This is a genomic window from Sorangium sp. So ce321 (genome assembly GCF_051530195.1).
Lineage (GTDB): Bacteria > Myxococcota_A > Polyangia > Polyangiales > Polyangiaceae > Sorangium.
In genome coordinates this window covers 14,397,887-14,418,927 of record NZ_CP150329.1, presented here as the reverse complement: position 1 = coordinate 14,418,927, position 21,041 = coordinate 14,397,887, and the positions used below count along the sequence as shown (strand labels likewise).

The 21,041-nt window shown below is 71.0% G+C and carries 18 protein-coding genes; 10 read left to right on the top strand and 8 right to left on the bottom strand.

Annotated features, from left to right (window positions below):
- Positions 1–22: 22 nt before the first annotated feature.
- From WME89_RS53600 to WME89_RS53585, 4 genes are read right to left on the bottom strand one after another with little or no spacing between them, the layout of a single operon-like run.
- Positions 23–1,108 carry an ABC transporter ATP-binding protein gene (locus WME89_RS53600; RefSeq protein ID WP_438007200.1) on the bottom strand — a complete coding sequence of 362 codons (1,086 nt, stop codon included), beginning with the start codon at positions 1,106–1,108 and terminating at the stop codon, positions 23–25.
- Positions 1,109–1,130: 22 nt separating this feature from the next.
- Positions 1,131–2,009, bottom strand: coding sequence for an ABC transporter permease (locus tag WME89_RS53595; protein WP_438007199.1), 879 nt, complete (start codon positions 2,007–2,009; stop codon positions 1,131–1,133).
- A gap of 13 nt (positions 2,010–2,022) precedes the next feature.
- Positions 2,023–3,111 (bottom strand): polyamine ABC transporter substrate-binding protein, encoded by a 1,089-nt coding sequence (locus WME89_RS53590; RefSeq protein ID WP_438007198.1) that lies wholly within the window; start codon positions 3,109–3,111, stop codon positions 2,023–2,025.
- A 53-nt stretch (positions 3,112–3,164) separates the two neighbouring features.
- Positions 3,165–4,010, bottom strand: coding sequence for an ABC transporter permease (locus WME89_RS53585; RefSeq protein ID WP_438007197.1), 846 nt, complete (start codon positions 4,008–4,010; stop codon positions 3,165–3,167).
- Positions 4,011–4,401: 391 nt separating this feature from the next.
- On the opposite strand from WME89_RS53585, the gene WME89_RS53580 reads away from it, so the two are divergent.
- From WME89_RS53580 to xylB, 7 genes are all read left to right on the top strand, one after another.
- Entirely contained in the window at positions 4,402–4,851 is a 450-nt protein-coding gene (locus WME89_RS53580) for a DUF2203 domain-containing protein (protein WP_438007196.1), read from the top strand.
- A gap of 10 nt (positions 4,852–4,861) precedes the next feature.
- Positions 4,862–5,440 carry a GTP cyclohydrolase I gene (gene folE, locus WME89_RS53575; protein ID WP_438007195.1) on the top strand — a complete coding sequence of 193 codons (579 nt, stop codon included), beginning with the start codon at positions 4,862–4,864 and terminating at the stop codon, positions 5,438–5,440.
- Positions 5,437–6,123, top strand: coding sequence for an SDR family NAD(P)-dependent oxidoreductase (locus WME89_RS53570; RefSeq protein ID WP_438007194.1), 687 nt, complete (start codon positions 5,437–5,439; stop codon positions 6,121–6,123). Before folE ends, WME89_RS53570 begins: the two co-directional genes overlap by 4 nt.
- A 206-nt stretch (positions 6,124–6,329) precedes the next feature.
- The gene (locus WME89_RS53565) at positions 6,330–6,995 is read left to right on the top strand and encodes an LON peptidase substrate-binding domain-containing protein (RefSeq protein ID WP_437506843.1); all 666 of its coding nucleotides are present in this window, start codon (positions 6,330–6,332) and stop codon (positions 6,993–6,995) included.
- 111 nt (positions 6,996–7,106) lie between these two features.
- A complete protein-coding gene (locus tag WME89_RS53560; protein ID WP_438007193.1) occupies positions 7,107–8,096 on the top strand; it encodes a hypothetical protein in 990 nt (329 codons plus the stop codon).
- A 108-nt stretch (positions 8,097–8,204) separates the two neighbouring features.
- On the top strand, positions 8,205–9,215 hold the full coding sequence (locus WME89_RS53555) for a zinc-dependent alcohol dehydrogenase family protein (protein WP_438007192.1): 1,011 nt from the start codon (positions 8,205–8,207) through the stop codon (positions 9,213–9,215).
- A 36-nt stretch (positions 9,216–9,251) separates the two neighbouring features.
- Positions 9,252–10,808: a xylulokinase gene (xylB, locus tag WME89_RS53550; RefSeq protein ID WP_438007191.1), complete on the top strand. Its 1,557-nt coding sequence runs from the start codon at positions 9,252–9,254 to the stop codon at positions 10,806–10,808.
- A 369-nt stretch (positions 10,809–11,177) separates the two neighbouring features.
- On the opposite strand, the gene WME89_RS53545 is transcribed toward xylB, so the two are convergent.
- Positions 11,178–12,416: a cytochrome P450 gene (locus WME89_RS53545; protein WP_438007190.1), complete on the bottom strand. Its 1,239-nt coding sequence runs from the start codon at positions 12,414–12,416 to the stop codon at positions 11,178–11,180.
- A gap of 573 nt (positions 12,417–12,989) precedes the next feature.
- Between WME89_RS53545 and WME89_RS53540 the strand changes: the two genes are divergently transcribed.
- Positions 12,990–14,222 carry a hypothetical protein gene (locus tag WME89_RS53540; RefSeq protein WP_438007189.1) on the top strand — a complete coding sequence of 411 codons (1,233 nt, stop codon included), beginning with the start codon at positions 12,990–12,992 and terminating at the stop codon, positions 14,220–14,222.
- A gap of 347 nt (positions 14,223–14,569) precedes the next feature.
- Positions 14,570–15,982, top strand: coding sequence for a spondin domain-containing protein (locus WME89_RS53535; protein ID WP_438007188.1), 1,413 nt, complete (start codon positions 14,570–14,572; stop codon positions 15,980–15,982).
- A 242-nt stretch (positions 15,983–16,224) separates the two neighbouring features.
- Here WME89_RS53535 and WME89_RS53530 read toward each other — a convergent pair whose 3' ends face one another.
- Positions 16,225–17,100, bottom strand: a complete 876-nt coding sequence (locus WME89_RS53530; protein ID WP_438007187.1) for an AraC family transcriptional regulator — start codon at positions 17,098–17,100, stop codon at positions 16,225–16,227.
- A gap of 225 nt (positions 17,101–17,325) precedes the next feature.
- Here WME89_RS53530 and WME89_RS53525 point away from each other — a divergent pair, with 225 nt between their 5' ends.
- Positions 17,326–18,024, top strand: coding sequence for an O-methyltransferase (locus WME89_RS53525; protein ID WP_438007186.1), 699 nt, complete (start codon positions 17,326–17,328; stop codon positions 18,022–18,024).
- A gap of 52 nt (positions 18,025–18,076) precedes the next feature.
- Here the strand turns inward: WME89_RS53525 and WME89_RS53520 are convergent, their stop codons facing one another.
- Both WME89_RS53520 and WME89_RS53515 read right to left on the bottom strand, forming a co-directional pair.
- The gene (locus WME89_RS53520) at positions 18,077–19,165 is read right to left on the bottom strand and encodes an AAA family ATPase (protein WP_438007185.1); all 1,089 of its coding nucleotides are present in this window, start codon (positions 19,163–19,165) and stop codon (positions 18,077–18,079) included.
- A gap of 185 nt (positions 19,166–19,350) precedes the next feature.
- The gene (locus tag WME89_RS53515; protein ID WP_438007184.1) at positions 19,351–21,033 is read right to left on the bottom strand and encodes a hypothetical protein; all 1,683 of its coding nucleotides are present in this window, start codon (positions 21,031–21,033) and stop codon (positions 19,351–19,353) included.
- Positions 21,034–21,041: the final 8 nt, after the last annotated feature.

Genomic DNA, 21,041 nt, shown 5'->3' with positions numbered 1-21,041 from the left:
GCGGGCGGCGGCTCGCTCCGGCTCACGCCTCGTGCACGATGACGATGTCGTCCGGGTGGAGGTGGCAGAACACCCTGTCCCCGGCGTGGAGCGCTGTCTGGCCGGAGCTCTCGTTGGCCACCACGGCGGTGAGCGTGAGCCCGGAGTCGGTCCGGAGCCGGAGCTGGTCGGTCGCGCCCTTGAACAGCTCGTCCTCGACGTGCGCCTCGAAGCAGTTCTCGGAGGCGGCCTCCCGCGCCTTGCGGAGCGCGATCTTCTCGGGTCGAATGGAGATGAGCGCGCTCTCCGCCCCGCCGGCGAGGTGCTCGGCGTTGACGAGGAGCTCGATCCCCCCCTCGAGCCGGACCCGCGCGCGCTCGCCGCTGCGCGACAGGACGGACGCCCGGAGGATGTTCGCCTGGCCGATGAAGTTCGCGACGAACGTCGTCTTGGGGCGGTGGTAGATCTGCGACGCGTCGCCGAGCTGCTCGATACGGCCCTTGTTGATCACGGCGATGCGGTCGCTCATGGTGAGCGCCTCTTCCTGGTCGTGGGTCACGAACACGAACGTGATCCCGAGCTTCTTTTGCAGCGCCTTGAGCTCCACCTGCATGGCGTGCCGCAGCTTCGCGTCGAGGGCGGAGAGGGGCTCGTCGAGGAGCAGCACCTTCGGGCGGCAGACGATGGCCCGCGCGAGCGCGACCCGCTGCCGCTGCCCGCCGGAGAGCTGCGCCGGCTTGCGCTGCTCCATGCCGTCGAGCGACACCATGGCGACCGCGGCGCGGACCCGCTCGGCCATCTCCTGCCTCGGGACCTTCTTCATCCGCAGACCGAAGCTGATGTTCTCCTGCACGGTCATGTGCGGAAACAGCGCGTAGCTCTGGAACACCTGGTTCACGTCCCGCCGGTAGGGCGGCTCGTGCGTCACGTCCTTGCCCTCCAGCAGGACGGCGCCGGTCGTCGGCGTCTCGAAGCCCGAGATCATCCGGAGCAGCGTCGTCTTGCCGCACCCGGAGGGGCCGAGCAGCGTGATGAACTCGCCGGCCTTGATCTGGAGATCGACCTCGTTCACGGCGAGGAAGCCGCCAAATCGCTTGGTGATCGCGCGGAGCTCGACCATCACTTCCATCGATTCACCTCAGAGAGGAGCATCAGCGCTCCGGCTCCTTGCGCAGGCCGAGCACGAAGAACAGGGAGAACAGGAGCAGGAGCGTCATGCCGAGGGCGGCGCCGAACGGCCAGTCGCGCGCCTGCCCGAACTGGTTCTGGATCACGTTGCCGATCATGGGCACGCGCGCCCCGCCCATGAGGTCGGTGATCGCGAACATCCCGAGCGCCGGGATGAACACGAGCAGGATGCCCGCCAGGATCCCGGGGCGCGTGAGCGGGACGATGACGTGGGAGAAGGCGGACACCGGCCCCGCGCCGAGGTCGAACGCCGCCTCGATCAGCGCGTTGTCGAGCTTCTCGACGCTGCCGTAGATCGGCAGGATCATGAACGGTAGATACGAGTACACGAGCCCGATGACCACCGCCGACGGCGTGTACATGATGTCGAGCGGCGCCGAGATGATCCGCAGATAGAGGAGCAGCCCGTTGAGGAGCCCCTCCGACTTGAGGATGGACATCCAGGAATACGTCCGGATGAGGAAGCTGGTCCAGAACGGCACCATGACCAGCATGAGCAGCTTGTTCCGGACGCCCTCCCGGGCCCGGCCGATGAAGTACGCCACCGGGTAGCCCGCGACGAGGCAGATCGCCGTGGTGATGGCGGCGTACCGCATCGAGTTGAGCAGGATCTTGAGGTAGGTCGCGTCGAGCACGCGCGCGTAGCTCGAGAGCGAGAGCCGGAAGACCACCTGCCCGAGCTCGTCCCGCTCGCAGAAGCTGTAGACGAGCATGATCGCTGTGGGCGCCACGACGAAGGCGACGAGCCAGAGCAGGAGCGGCGCGAGCAGCAGCCACCCGCGCACGCCCGGCCTCCGCTGCGCGCCCTGGAGCTCGACGACCTGGCCGGTGGCTGTGTTCATGGCGCCCTGCCGCTCACTGTGCCTTGAGGTCCGTCACCAGCTTGTCCACGTCCGCGGCCGTCTTCCCGATGTCGTGGAAGGTCTCCATCCCCGCGAGGGGCGGGTAGCTCGCGGGGTTCGCGAGCTGCTCCGGCGTGAGCAGCTTGCGCGCCTCCGTGTTCGGGTTGGTGTAGGGGAACTTGTCCGAGATGAGCTTGCTGACCTCCGGGCGGAGGATGTAGTTCATGAACATCTCCGCGCCGATCTTGTTCTGGGCGTTGTCCGGGATCGCCAGGCTGTCGATGGCCTTGTGCGTCCCCTCGGCCGGCAGGATGAACTGGAACTTGTTCTTGTTCTCCTGGTAGAGGAGGGCCGCCTCCCCGCTCCAGACGATGCCTATATCGACGTCGCCGTTGAGGAGCGCCGTCTTCGGGCTGTCGGAGTCGAACACCTTCACGAGCTTGATCCACTCCGCGAGGGTCGGCTTGATCTTCGCGAGGTTCTCCGGCGTCACGTCGTTGGAGTCGAGCCCCATCGTGACCATCACCCAGGCGACGATCTCGCGGGCGTCGTTCAGGGCCACGATGCGCCCCTTGTACTTCGGCTGGAACACGTCCTTGAAGCCCTTCACGGGCTCCTTCACCTTCTCGGTGTTGACGACGATACCGACCGTCGTGCCCATCCACGGGACCGTGTACTTGAGCTCCTGGTCGTGCGCCAGGCCCCTGAACGCGGGCGCGATGTTCTTCAGGTTCGGCAGGCGCGCGTGGTCGAGCGGCTGGAGCTTGTTCTGCTTGACGAGCGCCTCGACGGCGTACTCGGAAGGCTGGATGAGGTCGTACCGGGTGCTCCCCGCGAGGAGCTTCGACATCATCTCCTCGTTCGAGGCGTAGGCCTCGTAGTTGACCTTGATCCCCGTCTCCTTCGTGAAGCCGTCCAGGACCTCCTGCGGGACGTACTCGGACCACGCGAAGAGGTTGAGCTCGCCGCCCGCCTTGGGCTCGGCCGCCGGCGCGCTGCCCGAGCCGGCCGCCTGCGGCGCCGGGCTCTCCTTCTTCCCACAGCCGAGCAGGGCCATGAGCGGGACGACCATCAGTATCAAGAGCGCTGAGATGCGTTTCATTGGCCTCTTCCTTGTCTTGCCTGCGCCGGCGCAGGCGTCCGCGCCGCTCGCCTTCAGCCCTCGTCCGGGAGCCGCCTCGCGGTGCCCTTCAGCGACTCGGCGACCACGACCAGCATCGCGGTCACGACGATGAACACGGTCGAGATCGTGTTCAGCATCGGGTTCAGACCGACCTTCGCCATGCCGAACACCTTGATCGGCAAGGTCTCGGACTTGGGCCCGCGCGTGAAGTAGGTGACGATGAGCTCGTCCATCGACAGCGTGAACGACATCAGCGCACCGGAGATGATGGCGGGCAGAAGATAAGGCACCAGGATCAGGAAGAACGCCTTGAGCGGCGTCGCCCCGAGATCCAGCGCGGCCTCCTCGAGGGACGGGTCGAGCCCCGCGAGGCGCGCCTGGACGGCGATGAGCACGAAGGGGAAACAGAAGGTGATGTGCGAGATGATCACGGTCGTGAAGCCGAGCTCGACCTCCACCGTCTTGAAGAAGATGAGCAGGCTGATCCCCATGATGATCTCCGGGATGATCATGGGGATGAAGATCAGCGTCGTGATCGACCGCAGCGCGGGGAACCTGTACCGGTAGAGCAGGAAGGCCCCCGCCGTGCCGAGGGCGACCGAGAACGCCGTGGTGATCGCGGCGATGATCACGCTGTTGCTCAGCGACTCGATGAGCGGCGACCGGCGCTCGTCCCCCAGGTGGGCGACGAGCTCGTCGAAGAGCTGCCGATACCATTTGAAGGTGAACCCCTCCCACACGACGCTCATCCGCGAGTCGTTGAACGAGTAAGCGACCAGGAGCAGGATCGGGAGATAAAGATAAATGAGGACGACGCCGCTCCAGCCGCAAAGGAGCAGATTCGACAGCTTGATGCCCGACATCGTCCGGAGTCGCATGCGGCGGCCTCGCAATCTTACACGGTCGCTGCGCGAGCTTATCGCTTGCGGAACGCCGTTTGCAACACATTGCCGAAGATGGAGGGGGCCTGGATCACCGGGGTGAACGCGGCCACGCTGGCTGTCGCCCGCGTTGCCCGTGTGACCGGGCGCGGCGCGCGGCCGCCGTCGGCTCGGTCGGCGCGAGCAGCGCGGACGACTCGGGCAACGCGCACGGCTCGCGCGCGGCTCAGGCCAGGGGCCAGCGCGGCGGTCGCGGCCTCGACCGTGGGGGTCCCCTGCGCTGGCCGGCGCGCGGCGGCTCGCTCCGGAGAGCCCTTGACACCGCACTCCCCTCCGCTTACCCGCCCTGCATGACCGGGTTGTCGCGCCGCCCTTCAGGTGAGGTCCCGTGAGCACTCCCCGCATCTGGACGATCGAAGAGGCGAACGCGCTCGTCCCGCAGCTCTCGTCGTTGATCGGCCGGCAGCTCGCCCTGGCGAGCGATATCGAGCGCTGCTGGCAGCAGCTCGTGGACGCCGTGCAGAGCCCGAAGGTGACGCCCGATCAGCTCATCGAGCTGGCGCGCAGCGGCAGCGAGCTGGCGCGGGCCCGCGAGCGCGAGCTCTCGGAGAAGATCGCCGCGTACGAGGCCGGGTGGCGGGACGTCGAGGATCTCGGGGTCGTCGTGAAGGACCAGCGCATCGGGCTCTGCGACTTCTACGGCCGCCTCGACGGCGCCCTCGTCTGGCTCTGCTGGCGCTACGGCGAGCAGGCCGTCGATCACTACCACGGGCTCGAGGCCGGCTACGCCGGGCGCAAGCCGATCACCGCCGACAAGCGCCGGCAGCTGCTCAACTGACGAGGCCGCCGTGATCGACAGGCAGAGAGCGGCCCGGGCCATCGAGGAGTTCCTCCGCGCGCTCGGGCGCGACGTCGAGGGGGAGCTCGCGGGCACGGGCGAGCGGGTCGCCGACGCGTGGGCGGACGACCTCATCGAGGGGGAGGCCATCGACGCGGCCGCGGTGCTCCGCGAGGGCGCGATGGAGACCGGCCCCTTCGAGCGCGGGCTCGTCGTCGCCCGCGGCCTCGCCGTGACCACGATGTGCCCGCACCACCTGCTGCCGGGCCACGGCACCGGCATCGTCGCCTACCTGCCGGGCGCGCGGGTCGCCGGCATCGGCACGATCGCGCACGTGCTCGACGCGCTCGCCCGGCGGCTGACCCTGCAGGAGCGCATCGGCGGCCAGCTCGTCGAGCTGCTCGTCCACGAGCTCGGCGCGCGCGGCGCGCTGTGCAAGCTCGCCCTGACCCACACCTGCCTCATCGCCCGCGGCGAGCGCAAGGCGGGCGCCCTCATCGAGACGGTCGCCGTCGCCGGGGTGTTCGCCGAGCCGGGCCCCGAGCGCGATCTCGCCTTCGCCGCCGCGCTCTCGGGGGGCGGGGCGTGACCGGCGTCGCGGTCGTCACGGGGCCAAGCCGCGGGATCGGCCGGGCGACGGCGCTCGCGCTCGCGCGCCGCGGCCTCTCCGTCGCGCTGCTCGGCCGCCCGAGCCCGCGGCTCGACCAGATCGCCGACGAGGTCCGCCGCCTCGACGTCGCCGCGCTGCCGGTGCCCTGCGACGTCGCCTCCGACGAGCAGGTGGCGCGCGCCGCCGCCGAGGTCGTCGCGTGGCTCGGCGCGCCGCACGTGGTCGTGAACAACGCCGGCATCGTGCGCCGCGGCGCGCCGGTCCACGAGACCTCGCCCGCGGCCTGGGACGAGGTGATGGCCGTCAACCTCCGCGGCCCGTACCTCGTCTCGCGCGCCTTCCTGCCGGCCATGCTGGCGCAGGGCCGCGGCCGGCTCGTCCACGTCGGCAGCATCTCCTCGACCATCGCGTCCCCCGGCAACGCGTCGTACGCCGCGTCCAAGTGGGGCCTCGTCGGCTTCGCGAAGAGCCTGGCGGAGGAGCTGCGCGGCAAGGGGCTCCAGTCCATCGCCGTGCTGCCCGGCTCGGTCGACACCGACATGCTCGTCGGCAGCGGCTTCCCCCCGCAGATGAGCGCGGACGACGTGGCGCGGCTCATCGTGTACGCCGCGCTCGACGCGCCCGACGCCGTCACCGGCTCGGCCCTCGAGATGTTCGGCTGACGGCGCGCGGCGCCCGGGCGGCGCCCAGCGACCGCGCGGCGCTCGCGACCGCACGACGGCCGCGCTCGCGACCACGCGACGGCCGCGCTCGCGACCGCGCGGCGGCCGCGCTCGCTCCGGCGTGGCCCCGGCGCTCGTCCCCGGCCGCCGCGCTCCATGTACGTGGCGCCGCCACACCCGGCGCACCTGCGTGCTAGCCTGGGGCCGTGGAAACGACGCCTCCGCGACCAGGCGATCTCGCCGCGGCCTTGCCCGAGCTCCCGCTCTTCCCGCTGCCGCAGACGGTGCTCTTCCCCGGCGCCCTGCTGCCGCTGCACATCTTCGAGCCGCGCTACCGCGCCCTCGTGCGCGACGCCCTCGAGACGCACCGCATCCTCTCGGTCGTCCTCATCACGGACACCCGCGCCGTCGACGCGCACGGCCATCCGGCGATCGCGGGCGTGGCCGGCGCCGGCGAGATCATCGACCACGCCGAGCTGCCGGGGGGCCGCTACAACATCGTGCTGCGCGGCCGCGCCCGCGTCCGGCTGGCGGAGCGCCCCTTCGTGCCCCCGTACCGCACGGCGGCCGCGACCGTCCTCGAGGACGAGCCCGGCGAGGTCTCGGCCCAGGACCACGCCGCGCTCATCTCCACCGCGGCCTCGTTCGCCTCGCTCGTCCGCGAGCGGGACAGCGGCTTCGAGCTCCGGCTGCCGCGCGACGCGGCCACCTCGCTCGTCGTCGACCTGTGCGCCCACCACCTGATCCTCGACGCCCGCGAGCGCCAGGCCGTGCTGGAGACGCTCGACGTCGTCGCGCGGGTGCGCCGCGTGACCGAGGCGCTCGCCCTCCAGCAGCTCGCGCTCGCCTCCGCCACCCGCGACGTCAACTGAGCCCGGCAGGGCTCGATCGCGCGCCGCCGGCGCGGGGTACCTGAACACGAGTCCAGAAGCGATGTCGGAGCGGGGTGCGGTCGCGCCAAGATCGGGTAGGCTGCGCCGCCTATGGCGACCTCTCGTTCAACGGAACCTTCAGCCCCGATCATCGTCAAGCACCCGGGGTGTCCCCAGTGGGGGCTCGGATACCTCGTCGAGGAGCGCGACGAAAAGCGCTTCTACGATTTCGAGGACGGCCACAATCACTCGATCGCCAAGGCTTTCTGGTCGAAGCTCGAGCCGGTGCAGCTCGGCGACGACGAGGCGAACGCTCTCGAGGCCCGGATCCGCGGGCTCCGTGATCGTCCGTCGTCCGCCGCCAAGAAGCAGCGCGCCCGCGTGGTCGCGCCGCCGCTCACGAGCTTCGACGAGCAGGTCACGAGCTTCGAGACGCAGTTCGAGGGCGGGTTCGGCGGCCCGCACTTCGTCGCCGAGGAGCGCGGCTCGGTCGGGGGCGAGCCGAGTAACGGCGGGGTGAAGAAGAAGAGCAAGGCGTACAAGCAGAGCGCCATCGAGACGGCGCGCGCGCTCCTCGGCAAGGGCGAGCTCGAGGGGCTGCTCGCGGCGGGCAACCTCGCCGATTTCATGGAGCGCATCACCAAGGTCCACAAGGCGGCGACCGGCCTCCTGCACCCGCTCGGCGATCTCATCCCGTTCAACAAGATGCCGGCCGAGCACCACCGCGCCTACGCCGAGGCGGTCGTCGATCTCCTCTACGGCGCGGGCGACTACGCCGCGCGCTTCGACCGGCTGGCCGGCGTGCTCGCCGCGGCCAAGGTCGCCACGTGGCCGCTCGCGACGATCCTGAGCGCGCTCGTCTACCCGGAGGAGCACGTGTTCGTGAAGCCGTCCTTCTTCGAGAAGCAGGCCGTCGTGCTCGGCTTCAACCTCGCCTACGACCGCGTGCCGAGCTCCGAGGGGTATACCCGGATGCAGTCGCTCGCGCGCGACCTCGAGCGGCGGCTGCGCGAGCGCTCCCTCGCCCCGCGCGACCTGATGGACGTCTACGCGTTCCTCTGGCGTACGATCTCTCCGCCCAAGCCGTCCGCCAAGTCCTGACGAAGCGCGCGTCCGGCCGCCCTGCGCCACGCCGCGCGGGGCGGTCCTCGCGACGGCCCCTCGACGCACGGCCGCGGCCCGCCTATGCGACGCCTCAGGAGGTCTCGCGTGAAGGCAGCCGTGCTCGAAGCCGTGAAGAAGATCGCTGTCCGCAACGACATCGCTCCGCCGCAGATCGGTCCGCGTGACGTCCTCGTCCGCGCGAAGGCGTGCGGCATCTGCGGGACGGACGTGCACATCTGGGAGGGCGATTTCTTCCCGACGTTCCCGCTCATCCCCGGGCACGAGCTCGCCGGCGTGGTGGCCGAGGTGGGCGAGGAGGTCACGGACCTGAAGCCCGGCGATCGGGTGATGGTCGACCCGACGGTGACCTGCGAAGAGTGCCACTTCTGCATGATCAACCGGCAAAACCACTGTCTGAAGTGGAATGCCGTCGGCGTCACCCGCGACGGCGGCTTCGCCGAGCTGGTGCGGGTCCCTGCGAAGAACTGTTATCGCTTCGAGCGCGTCTCGTTCAGCGAGGCCGCGTTCTGCGAGCCGCTCGCGTGCGTCGTCTTCGGCCAGGATCGAGCGCGCATCGAGATCGGCTCGGAGGTGCTCGTGATCGGCGCCGGCCCGATCGGCCAGCTCCACCTCCAGGCGAGCCGCGCGAACGGCGCCGCCGCGGTCACGGTGGTCGACGTTGTCGAGTCGAAGCTCGATCTCGCCCGGCAGCACGGCGCGACCGAGGTGGTCCTCGCCGACAACGCGCTCCAGGCGAAGCTCAAGAAGATCGCGCCCTACGGGTTCGACGTCGTGATCGACGCGACGGGCATCGCCCGGGTCCTCGGCGACTCACTGCAGTACGTCAAGAATGGCGGCCGGTACCTCGTCTTCGGCGTGTGTGGGCCGCAGGACAAGGTCGAGGTCTCGCCGTTCGAGATCTACCGGCGCGACCTCGAGATCATCGGCAGCTTCGCGATCAGGAGGACGTACGACCGGGCATTTAAGCTGATGGAGCGTGGGGCTGTCGACGTGAAGCGGCTCCTGTCCGAGGCGATGCCGGTCGAGGAGCTCCCGCGCGGGCTCGAGATGATGAAGAAGGGCGCCGCGCCCATGAAGCTCCAGGTCGTGTTCTAGCCGCTCACTTTCACTTTACGAAAAAGGACGCTTTCCATGGCCATCGTGATCGGAATCGACGTTGGGACCAGCGGCCTCAAGGCCATCGCAGTCGAATCGGAGCGGGGCGCGGCGGTCGCGTCGGCGCACCGCGAGTACCCGCTCTCCACCCCGCACGCCGGGTGGGCCGAGCAGGATCCCGAGGACTTCGCCGCGGCGGCGCTGAGCGCGCTCGGCGAGCTCGCCCGCGCGCTCGGCCCGCGCCGTGACGAGGTGCGCGCGATCGGCCTGACGGGGCAGATGCACTCGGCGGTCCTCCTGGACGAGGCGCAGGCCGTCATCCGTCCCGCGATCCTCTGGTGCGACACGCGCACCACGGCCGAGTGCGCGGCGATCCACGCGAACCCGAAGGTGGGCGACGCGGGGCTCGCGCGCCTGGTCGGCAACCGCGCGCTCGAGGGGTTCACGCTGCCGAAGCTGCTCTGGCTGCGCGAGCACGAGCCCGAGGCGTTCGCCCGCGTCCGCGCGGTGCTGATGCCGAAGGATTTCGTGGGCTTGCGGCTGACGGGCGAGCTCGGGACGGACGACAGCGACGCGAGCGGCACGCTGGCGTTCTCGCCGGGCGATCGCGCCTTCAGCGCCGAGCTGCTCGGGGCGGTCGGCGTGCCGCGCGGGATCTTCCCGCGGTCCGCGCCCTCGAACGCGCCGCTCGGCCAGCTCACGCAGGAGGTCGCGACCGCGACGGGCCTGCCCGCGGGCACGCTGGTGGTCCGGGGCGCGGCGGACAACGCGGCGGGCGCGGTGGGGCTCGGCATCGTGCGTCCTGGCCGCGCGATGGCCTCGGTCGGCACGAGCGGCGTGATCCTCGCGCACACCGACACGTGGATCGTGGAGCCCGAGATGCGGCTCCACAGCTTCTGCCACGCGGTCCCGGGCCGCTTCTACCTGATGGGCGTGATGCTGGCCGCCGGCGGCGCGCTCCGCTGGTACCGCGACGTCCTCTGCGACGGGGAGCGCGTGGCGGCCGAGCTCCGCAAGGTCGATCCTTACGAGATCATCTCGGACACGGCGTCGACGGCCCGCCTGGGCGCCGGCGGGGTCGTCTTCCTGCCCTACCTGATGGGCGAGCGCACGCCGCACAACGACGCCGCGGCGCGCGGCGCGTTCGTCGGGCTGAGCGCCCGCACGACGAAGGCCGACCTCTCGCGCGCGGTCCTCGAGGGCATCACCTTCGGGCTCGCGGACTCGCTGGCGCTGATGCGCGGCGTGGGGCAGACGAACGGCGCGGCGCCGGTGACGATCGACGAGATCCGCCTGACCGGCGGCGGGGCGCGGAGCCCGTTCTGGCGCCAGCTGATGGCCGACGTCTTCGAGGCGCCGGTGGCCATCACCACCTCGACCGAGGGGCCGGCCTACGGCGCGGCGCTCCTCGCCGCGGCGGGCGCGGGGCTCTTCTCGTCGGTCGAGGAGGCGGCGGACGCCTTCGTCCATGTCGTGTCGCGCGTCGCGCCGGATCAGGCGCGCTCGGCGCGGTACCGCGAGATCCACGCGGTGTACCAGGGGCTCTACAGCGACCTGCGCGGCCGGTTCCGGGAGCTGGGGAAGCTGGCTTGATGGGTTGACGGGAGACGGGGGATTTCTGAGCCATCTCTCCTCGGGCGGAGCCGGAGGGGAGATGGCTATTGGGCTCAGACAGCGGCCCTCCCCCCACCCCGCCCGGAGAGCTCCCTCCTCGCGCGCCTACCGATTCTCCTCGGTTGTTCAACAAACGGACAACGACCCGTCCCCCACCCCGCCGGGACAACTCCCTCCTCGGGCGCCTGGCGTGGGCGCAGAACCAGGGACGAACTTGGGCCTCGTCGCTCGTGCAGAGGAGCAAACGACGAAAAGCACAACCCTCTCGATAGCTTCACGGTACAGCGACGGTTGGGTCCTCATTCCGCAATGGCCCAACGTAGGCCCGACCGGCCGTCTCCAGAGCGCTCAGGATGTCGGCACGTCCCACGCGACGTTCAGCGCGGTCGGACCGCGGTGCACGAGGTTGGGCACGTACGAGAGCGGCGCGTCGCCGGCGAGGCGCGCGCCCCGCAGGCGTCGCGTCAGCTCGTCGAGCGCGATCGAGCCTTCGATGCGCGCGAGCTGCGCGCCGACGCAGAAATGCGGGCCGCGACCGAACGCGAGGTTCGGCCCGGCCGCGCGCTCGATATCGAACCGCTCGGGGTCCTTCACGCCGGGCAGGTCCCGGTTGGCGGATCCGAACAGCACGAACACCCGCGCGCCGCGCGGCACGGCCACCCCGCGGATCCGGCAGTCCTCGCTCACGGTGCGCGTCATTCCCTGCACGGGCGCATCGAAGCGCATGGCCTCCTCGAGCACGCCGGGGATCACCTCCGGCCGGTCGCGCAGCGCCTGCCAGGCGCCGGGCGCGCGCAGGATCGACACGAGCGCGTTGCCGATCATGTTCGTCGTGGTCAGGTGCGCCGCGAAGATCAGCACGCACAGCGTGCCCACCAGCTCCTGCGTGTCGAGCGGACTCTCGCCCTCCGCGCGCGCCTCGATGAGCTCGGTCACCAGATCGGGGCGAGGGTTCGCCCGGTGGTCCTCGACGAGCGCACGCAGAAAACCGCGGTATGCGACGATGCTGCGCGCCAGCTCCGCGCGCTGCTCCTCGGGCAGGAAACCCATGAGGAACATGGTCTCGTCGTCGCACCACCGCTTGACCTGCTCCATCTCCGAGAGCGGGATCCCGAAGAGCTGGCTGGTCACACGGATCGGCAGCGGCGTGGCGAAGCGCGCCATCAACTCCGCGCGTCCGTCCTTCTCGAACCCGCCCACCAGCTCGCTCGTGATCGCGCGGATGAACGGCTCCATCCTCGCCGCGAGGCGCGGCCCCGCGAACGCCTTGCTCACGAGGCCGCGCACCCGCGTGTGGACCGGCGGATCGCTCGACAGGAGCGGATACACGCCGCTCCGGTCATTGCCCAGGATCGCCAGCAGCTCGGGCGAGGGCTCCTGCATTGGCGCGAGGACCTGCGCCGAGCTGAACCGCACCGGATCCTTGACCACGGCCGCGACGTCCTCGTGACGCGAGACGAACCACATCCCGAAGCTCGGGTTGAACACCACCGGCGCCTCGCGCCGGAGCTCCTCGAAGAGGGGATAAGGATCCTCCAGGTGCGGGGGAACGAGGTGGTTGAAGGCGCGGGTGGTCTCGTTCGACATGGTCGCGATGCTCCGGGCAGCGTGGCGGGGAGGCTATCCTCTGGAGGCCTGATCGAATACCACCTTCCGAGGGCGCGAGGTAGTCCGACATCCACGTCCCTACGCAGCGCGCTCAACCCCGGGTGGTCGAACGTCGTGGTGAGCACCAGGGCCTGCCTCTCACGGTCCTGAAAACGCGAGGCGTGCACCCATGTGTATCTCCGCGGACGCCGGCAGGCGCAGAGCGCCGCCGATGTGAAGGTGCAGGTAGGTCACAGGGTGGCGTCGTGCGCCGGCTGCGACGAGCGATTGCGGATGGACGTCCGCGCGGGATGGCGCCCTGAGCGACAGGAACGACCGACACCTGTGGCGAGGCGCGGCGTCACCCAAACTGCATCCTGTGCTCGGCCCGCTCTCCGGGGAGTGCTAGATTGGCCAACTTGTCCATGCATCGAGGGAGCCGCCCTCACGGCCCGCGGACTCCGATCGCCGGGCGCAGTGCCGCACCCGAACGAAGATGCATGAGGCGCGGCTGCGTTATCCCCCCTGTCCTCACGAGGTCCTTCCATGTATACCGTCGGTCGTTGCCATCGTGTGTTGGTCGCGTTCCTGTCCTTCGCCGCGCTCGCGGGAGCTGGCTGCGGCGCTGAGCCGGAGCCAGCGGCCACCGGGGAGGGCGCGCTCGAGACGGCGGCGCTCGAGGCGAGCGCGGCGCCGTCTGACCGCCACCACGAGGCGAAGCGATGTCGCCGTCACGTCGGTGTCCACGAGGAGTGGTCGCCTGCGGCGTCGATGCCCGTGGCGCGACAGTTCCACGTCGCCCTGCTCATGCCGGACGGCCGGGTGATGGTCGCGGGCGGCGGTGGCGACTACCCCTATCCCACGACGGTCGACTTCTATGATCCCGCGAGCGATACGTGGACGACCGGCGGCACGCTGCCCTACGCGATGTACCCCGTGGGCGCCGCGCTCCTGCAGGACGGGAGGGTGCTCTTCAGCCCGGGCGGGCTGGTCTACGATCCGGCGACGGGCACGACGACGAGCGTACCCCTGACGCCCGCGGAGGCAGCGTTTGGGTGGGAGTTCGCCCAGACGGCGCTGACCCCTTTGCCGAGCGGGCTGGTGCTGCGCACGGGCGGCAGCGACGACGAGCGCTCCCTCCGGGAGGCCGCGCTCTACGACGCCGCCGCGAACACCTGGTCCAGCGCCGGGACCATGTCGGTGCCCCGCTTCTGGCATACGTCGACGCTACTCCAGGACGGCCGGGTGCTCGTCGTCGGCGGGTCCACGTTGAACTGGTTCGAGCGGCCCGAGGGTCGCACCAGCGTCGAGATCTACGATCCCGCCACGGGCGCCTTCACGGCGGCGGCGCCGACCAACCTGCCTCGCATGGCGCACGAGGCCGCGCTGCTGCCGAGCGGGCGCGTGCTGGTGGTCGGCGGCGGCGGCAGGGTCTACGAATTCACCGACGACGAGCAGGTGGTGCTCCTCGCCGATGCCGCTCAAACCGCCGAGATCTACGATCCCGCGAGCGACACGTGGACGCCGACGGCGCCGCCCCATTTCCGCCACGACGTGGGGTCCGCCCTGGCCTCGATGTCCCACGGCCGCGTGATGGCTGTCGGGAGTCAGGGCGCCGAGATCTACAAGGAGGCGAACGACACCTGGACCGTGATCGACGAGCCGGCCCCGCGGGGATTCCAAACCGCGACGACCCTGCAAGACAGCTCGGTGCTCGTCGCGGGCGGGTATGACGCGACGTACTTCTCCAACCCGCCGCCCCTCGCGAGCGTGGAGCGCTACGGGGGCTGCAAGCGGAAGCCCTGAGGCGCCCGCGCCGCCGCGCGGCTTTCGCCGCCACCCCGGGGCTGCCTCATCGTTGGGCGACGTCGCTGGCGCGGAGGCTCGAGGCGACCGATGGCCGCGCTGAACAATTCTTCCCGAGCGCGATCGTGCAGGCGCGTGCGAGGGTCGCGAAACCGATCTGCACCTGCCGCGTAGCACCATCGAACAACGCGCCAGGGGCCATCGCGGGCCGAAGCGGGCGCCATGCGGGCGCCCGCGGCCGCTCCGGTCTCCAGAGCGCGTTGGAGGAACGATCGCTGCCACGCCGCTCGCCGCGGCGGGGGCGATTCAGTTCGCGTCATCTCATTCATCGCTTCTGGAGGATCGTCATGAAGATTCGGCGTCGCGCGCTGTCGTCCCTGTCCCTTGTCCTCACCCTCGCCGCTGCTTGCAGCGATGGCGGAGACGGCGATACCGCCGGCGCCGGCGGCATGGGCGGGGGAGGCGCCGGCGGATCCGCTGGCGGGGATGCGGCCACGGGCTTCGAGGTGACCATCGAGAACGTGACGCCCGCGCGGGATTACCGGGTGGCCGGCGTGTTCAACACACCCGTCGGCGAGAGCATGCCCGGACCGCTCTTCCCCGAGAAGAGCTTCGAGCTCCGCGTCGGCGCCCTGCCGGGCGACAGGCTGTCGTTCACGACGATGTTCGGGCAGTCGAATGATCTGTTCTATGCGCCCGACGGCGCCGGGATCGCGCTCTATGACGAGGCGGGCAACCCGGTGAGCGGGGACGTGACCGACCAGGTCCTGCTGTGGGACGCGGGCAGCGAGGCCAACGAGGAGCCGGGCGCGGGGCCGAACCAGGCGCCCCGGCAGAGCGGCCCGAACACGGGCGCCAAGGACCCGGACAACACGGTGCGGCTGGTCCAGGATGACTATACCTACCCGGCGGTCGAGGAGGTCATCCAGGTGACGGTGACGCCGGAGCCGGGCAATGAGTTCACGATCCGGATCACCAACATGTCGGAGGTGGGGACGCTGATGCCCGAGGGCGGGGAGCCGGCCGCCGTGCCGCTGTCGCCGGGGCTCTTCGTGGTGCACACGATGGAAGACCCGCTGTTCACGGTCGGACTGGCGTACCCCAGCAACGGGCTGGAGGCGCAGGCCGAGGACGGGAACCCGACGATGCTGCACGAGGGGGTCATGCCCCGCGCGGGGCTGACCTCGCCGGCGGCGCCGGGCGTCGCGGTGGTGCACGGGGCCGCAGCGCCGCTGTTCAGGTCGGGCGAGGCGGATTGGGGCAAGGGGCTCGAGATGCTGGCCGAGGACGGGAACCCGACGACGCTCGCGGGGTCGCTGGAGGCCGAGGTCGGAGGCGAGGGCGGGCTCTCGTCGGTGCTGGTCTACAACACGCCCGTGGACGCCTCGATGCCGGGGCCGCTGCTGCCCGGCGCGAAGTTCAGCTTCACGGTGACCGCGCGGCCCGGCGAGCGGCTGAGCTTCGCGTCGATGCTGGGGCAATCGAACGATCTGTTCTTCGGCCCGAGCGAGGAGGGGATCGCGCTGTTCGACGCCAGCGGCGAGCCGGTGAGCGGCGATGTCTCCGATCAGGTCACGATCTGGGACGCGGGCACCGAGGCCAACCAGTGGCCCGGCGTGGGCCCCGACCAGGCGCCGCGCCAGGCCGGGCCGCAGATGGGCGCCGACGATCCCACGGACCGGGTGCGCGCCGTCGATGACGGTTATCTCTATCCTGCGGCCAACCAGATGCTGAAGGTGACCATCACCCCGGCGCGGTAGCAGGGACCACGAGCGGCAGCGCTGGCTGCTGGATCACGGCCCCGGGGGCGCCCGGGGCCGTTCATGCGTGACCTTCGAGCCTGTCGCTCACGCAGAGGCCCAGCTCTCCTACCCAGGTAGACCGGCGCCAGGGGTGCGCGTTGTCATTTCGGTCACGTGCCGACAGGCACGCTCCCTCCTCGGCTCCTCGACCTCGCGCGACGTTGCGGCGCGAACCACGCTCGACGAGGTGAGCTCTGGAGTCACGCAGGCATGGCCAGGCGGCTCGCCATGTACCGCGCGGGCGACGTCCCGAGCGCTTTGCGAAACATGGTCACGAAGCTGCTCGCGCTCTCGTAGCCGAGGTCCAGCGCCACGCTCTGCACGGCCGCGCCGCGGGAGAGCTTCTGGATGGCGAGGATGATGTGGAGCTGCTGGCGCCAGCGGCCGAAGCTCAGACCCGTCTCCTCGACCAGGAGACGGTTCAACGTCCGCTCGCTGACGCCGATTCGCTTCGCCCACGTCTTCGTCGTCACGCCGATCGCCGGGTCGGCGGTCATCGCATCCACCAGACGACGGAGCCGCGGATCGGTCGGCATGGGCAGGCGATGCTTCTCGATCGAGACCGTGGCGAGCTCGTCGAGGAGCACGCCTACCAGGCGCGCGTCCGGCCCGTCGAGATCGTAGAGCGCGGGACGCGCCGCCAGGCGCAGCAAGAGCTCGCGGAAGAGCGGCGTCACCGACACCGCGCAGCAATCCTGCGGGAGGCTCGGCGCGGCGCCGGGCTCGACGAAGACGCTGTAGCCCTCGAGCGGCGCGCTCGCGCGAATCCGGTGCGTCACCGACGCGGGGATCCACAGCGCCGACTGCGGCGGCACGATCCAGAGGGCGCTCGACGCTTCGCAGATCAGCTCTCCGCGCACCAGATACATGAGCTGCGATTCGCGGTGCGCGTGAGGCTCGCTCTCGAGCCCGCCGCTCGCCATGCTGAGCCCGATCGCGTTCACCGGCCGCGCGACAGCGGTCGTCCAGCGCCCGCGCGCCTCGAGCGCGAAGCGGCTCGCGAGCGACTCGAACGACGCCACCGCGCCACGGGGCTCGTTCGCCACCTGGACGTCTCCGCTGAATGCCCAGCCCATCGGATGCGCGATCCGCGTCGCCCTCGAACTCCGCCGCTTCGCTGCCATGTCCGCTTTGATAAACAAATTGTCCTGATTGCGCAATGCGGTCAACGGCGCCGGCGGCTAGGTTCTCCTTCATGCCTCCGCTTCCACCGAATCTCCGGTGTTCAGCGCGAGAGGCAATGGCTGTGAGGAGGGCGAGCGAATGCTCCGAGAACGTATGTCCTTGACCCGAGGCCGACCATGAGGGCCGATCCCTTCGCCGTCCTGCCCGACGGGCGGGTGCGCGCCGTGCTGCGGCGCCTCCACGACGAGGCCGACCGGCAGATGCCGGGCGTGCTCTTCCACTTCCTGCCGCAGCTGCCGCGGATGCTCCTCGGCCGCCGCATCGACGCCCCGGGCACGGAGCTCGACTTCGCCGACAAGTACCTCGCGATCGGGTCCGACCAGGGCGCCTTCTGCTACCTGACGGCGCGGGCGCTCCGCGCCAGGACGATCGTCGAGTTCGGCACGTCCTTTGGCGTCTCGACGCTGTGGCTCGCGGCGGCGGTGCGCGACAACGGCGGCGGCCGCGTCATCGGCACCGAGCTCCTGCCGGAGAAGGCGCGGCGCGCGCAGGCGAACCTGGAGGAGGCGGGGCTCGCGTCCTTTGCCGAGATCCGCGTGGGCGACGCGACGGAGACGCTGCGGGCGGACCTCGGCGAGGTGGACTTCATGCTCAACGATGGGTTTCCCCTGCGGGCCCTCGACGTGCTGAAGCTCGTCGCCCCGGCCCTGCGTCCGGGCGCCGTGGTGGTGACCGACAACGTCGGCGTCTTCAGGGCCGACTACCGCGACTACGTCGCCTACGTGCGCGATCCGCGCCATGGCTTCGCGTCGATGACGGTGCCCTTCCGCTCGGGCACCGAGTACTCGGTTCGGCAGCCGGCGCCCCCGGGCTGACCGGCCTCCCCCGACGCCGGCTCCGCTCGCAGGGCTCACGCGGAGGCGGACTTCATTCATCCGCCGCGGCGCCGCCCGCGAGCTCCGTCTCTCCACCTTTCTTATCGAGCTCGATGAGCCGGCAGGGCGTCGCCTTCCGGATCCGCTCTGCCAGCGGGCGGGAGTGCGTCGTGATCCACAGCTGACTCCGGGATGCCGCGTGCACAAGGAGATCCCCGAGCGGCCCGAGCAGATCCGGATGCAGGCTCGTCTCCGGCTCGTTCAGCGCCAGGAGCAGCGGAGGCCTCGGGCTCAGCAGCGCTGCCAGCAAGCAGAGATAGCGCGCCGTGCCGTCCGAGAACTCGCGGGCGTCGAGCGGCCGCGACATCCCTGGCAACCCGAGCTCGACGCGGAACCGCCCCTGCGTCGAGGAGACCTCGAGCGACGCGCCCGGGAACGCGCTGGAGACGGCGTCCTTCAAGGCGCCCCTGTCGCCGATATCGAGGATCGTCGCCAGCGCCGCGGCGAGATCGTGGCCATCGGTGCTGAGCACCGGCGTCCGCACCCCGACCTGCTCCACCCGCAACGGCGCGCCGGAGTCGGTGCGGAAGTGGTGATAGAACCGGAAGTTCATCAGCTTTTGCCGCACCACCGAGAGCAACGGAAAGCGGTGCGGCTCCACCACCTGCGACAGCACCGACTCCGAGCCCCAGAGCGAGAAGGGAAAGGTCACGCGGTGGCCGTCCACGTCGCGCGCGAAGGCCGAGCCCGCGGCGCGCTCCAGCATCGGCAGGCGGCGACGCTTGTCGAGCAGCCAGAGGTTCTCTTCCTTGATATCCGGGTCCAGCGCGAACGGCCCTGCCGGCGGCGGCGTCAGCCCGCACTGAAGCTCGTAGACGAGCTGGTCCAGCCGCACCCGCAGCGTCATCCGCACCGGGCCTTTGCTGCGCTGGCCGGCCCAGAGCACCGAGGGCATCCCCCCCTCCTCGGCCAGGGTGCGCGCAAAGCTCCCGCTCGCCGCCGAGCCGAGCAGCACCATGGTGCGATAGAGGTTGGTCTTCCCGACGCCGTTCGGTCCGACGATGACATTGACCTGCGCGAGGGGGAGGGTCAGCTCGCGGATCGAGCGATACCCGGCGACGTGGAGCTCCTGGACCGTCATCCCGCCCAGGATAGCCCGACGCCGGCCGCCTGGACGCCGGCCGCGACAACGATGGCGGACACGTGGCCCGGGAGCACCAGACTGCCCCGACCGACCCACTCCTCGTTGGCGCTAACCGACACCCCCAGCGGTCCAGCAACGTACGGGCTGACCCGCTGCGCGGCGGTCGCCCGAGACACGGGATGTCAGCGCGGCCCTGCGTCCCGGGCCGCGTACGCCTCGTAGGCCCGCTCCCATGCGAGCCGCACGGCGGGCTCCTCGGCCATTCGCTTGCGCCAGTGCGCGTCGAGGTTCGCCCGTTGCTCGGCGGTGATCCCGTGACGGCGGAGGATCTCGCTCCCCTGCTCCGGGAAGCGACGGAGATCCACGCAGAGCGAGGCGTACCGCTCGAGCGAGAGCGACGGTATGCCACTCTCGAGCGCGGCCTTCCCTGCGGGCGGCGGAGCGAAGGGCAACGCCGGTCCAGACGGGCGGGAGGGCCCGAGCTCCGTCTCACGGAGGCTCTGGAAACGCCTCATGCCCTCCGGCATGACGAAGCCGGCGGGGCTCTCCGGGGAAGGGGCCGCGCCCTCGCCCGCGCCCTCGCCCGCGCCCTCGCCCTCGCCCGCACCTGGCTCGCGCGCGAACGGCAGGGGCGGCCCGCCGGGCTCGCCGCGGAGCGGCGCCGTCATCGCGAGCGGCTTCGTGAGCGGCTCTGCGCGCGGCCCCTGCGTCGCCTCCGCGTGCTGCTTCGCGCTCTCGAACGCCACCTCAGGCGGCACCGCCGGCGCCGACTCGAACGGCAACGCCGGTCCAGGCGGCTTGATAGACCCGAGCTCCGTCTCACGAAGGCTCTGAAAATCCCTCATGCCCTCCGGGATCGCGAAGCCGGACGGGACCTCCGGGGCCGGAGCCGCGCCCGCGACTGCCTCGCGCGCGAACGGCAGGAGCGCCCCGCCGGGCCCGCCACGCAGAGGCGCCGTCACCGCGAGCGGCTTCGCGACCGGCTCCGCGCGCGGCCCCTGCATCGCCTCCGCGTGCTGCTTCGCGCTCTCGAACGCCACCTCAGGCGGCACCGCCGGCGCCGACGCGAACGGCAACGCCGGTCCCGGCGGCCCGACGGCCCCGAGCTCCGTCTCACGTACGCTCTGGAAATGCCTCATGCCCTGCGGCATCTCGACCCGCTCGACCGCTGCGGGCGCCCTCGGCGCCGCGAGGGCCACCTCGGCGCGCGACGCCGGCGGAGGTGCCGGCCCGTCCAGCATTCCCGCCGGCGGGGGTGGGTCGCTGCCCGGCGTGGGCAAGGGCGTCCAGAGCGAGGGACGGGGCGCCCGGCTGTCCCCCAGCCCGCTCGCCGGTCGCCCGGACGGCCGCGCCTCCGCAGGCGGCACAGCGCCGGGATCCACCGCGATTTCCGGACAGGGCCCCGGCGGCTCTCCCGCGACGGCGAGCGCCTGCTCCCGTAGATCGGCGTCCGAGGCGATGCGCTCCGCCCAGCGGCACTGCAGGCGCGCGATGTCGCTGAAGCGCACGCCGCGCGCGTCGAGAAACGCGAGGTGGTCGCCGGAGGCCGACCAGGCGCGCAGGAAGCCCAGCCAGGCCCGGAGATCCTCGTCGATGGGCCGGATCCGCCGGGAAAACCGGGCGCGCGCCTCGGAGAGCAACGCGTCGTACCGGCCGAGGAGAGCCTGATCCCCCCCGGCGCTCTCGGCGAGCCGCGCGGCCCACGCAGGCTCCGCGTCGCGCCAGGACGCCGGGGGGACGCGCTCGCGGAGGAGCGCAGCGTCCAGCGAAGACCCCTCCGAGAGGGCCGCGTACACCGCGGCGTAATGCGCCAGGCTCACGCCCCCTTCCACCTCGCCGTCTCCGGCCCTCTCGTCGACAGCCATCGTCGCCC

Excerpts from the sequence above, each read along its gene's own strand:
- xylB (WP_438007191.1), top strand. The coding sequence starts at position 9,252 with ATGGCCATCGTGATCGGAATCGACGTTGGGACCAGCGGCCTCAAGGCC.
- WME89_RS53530 (WP_438007187.1), bottom strand. The coding sequence starts at position 17,100 with ATGGGCTGGGCATTCAGCGGAGACGTCCAGGTGGCGAACGAGCCCCGT.
- WME89_RS53595 (WP_438007199.1), bottom strand. The coding sequence starts at position 2,009 with ATGAACACAGCCACCGGCCAGGTCGTCGAGCTCCAGGGCGCGCAGCGG.
- WME89_RS53525 (WP_438007186.1), top strand. The coding sequence starts at position 17,326 with ATGAGGGCCGATCCCTTCGCCGTCCTGCCCGACGGGCGGGTGCGCGCC.
- WME89_RS53585 (WP_438007197.1), bottom strand. The coding sequence starts at position 4,010 with ATGCGACTCCGGACGATGTCGGGCATCAAGCTGTCGAATCTGCTCCTT.
- WME89_RS53515 (WP_438007184.1), bottom strand. The coding sequence starts at position 21,033 with ATGGCTGTCGACGAGAGGGCCGGAGACGGCGAGGTGGAAGGGGGCGTG.
- WME89_RS53520 (WP_438007185.1), bottom strand. The coding sequence starts at position 19,165 with ATGACGGTCCAGGAGCTCCACGTCGCCGGGTATCGCTCGATCCGCGAG.
- WME89_RS53590 (WP_438007198.1), bottom strand. The coding sequence starts at position 3,111 with ATGAAACGCATCTCAGCGCTCTTGATACTGATGGTCGTCCCGCTCATG.
- WME89_RS53600 (WP_438007200.1), bottom strand. The coding sequence starts at position 1,108 with ATGGAAGTGATGGTCGAGCTCCGCGCGATCACCAAGCGATTTGGCGGC.
- WME89_RS53535 (WP_438007188.1), top strand. The coding sequence starts at position 14,570 with ATGAAGATTCGGCGTCGCGCGCTGTCGTCCCTGTCCCTTGTCCTCACC.
- WME89_RS53545 (WP_438007190.1), bottom strand. The coding sequence starts at position 12,416 with ATGTCGAACGAGACCACCCGCGCCTTCAACCACCTCGTTCCCCCGCAC.
- WME89_RS53560 (WP_438007193.1), top strand. The coding sequence starts at position 7,107 with ATGGCGACCTCTCGTTCAACGGAACCTTCAGCCCCGATCATCGTCAAG.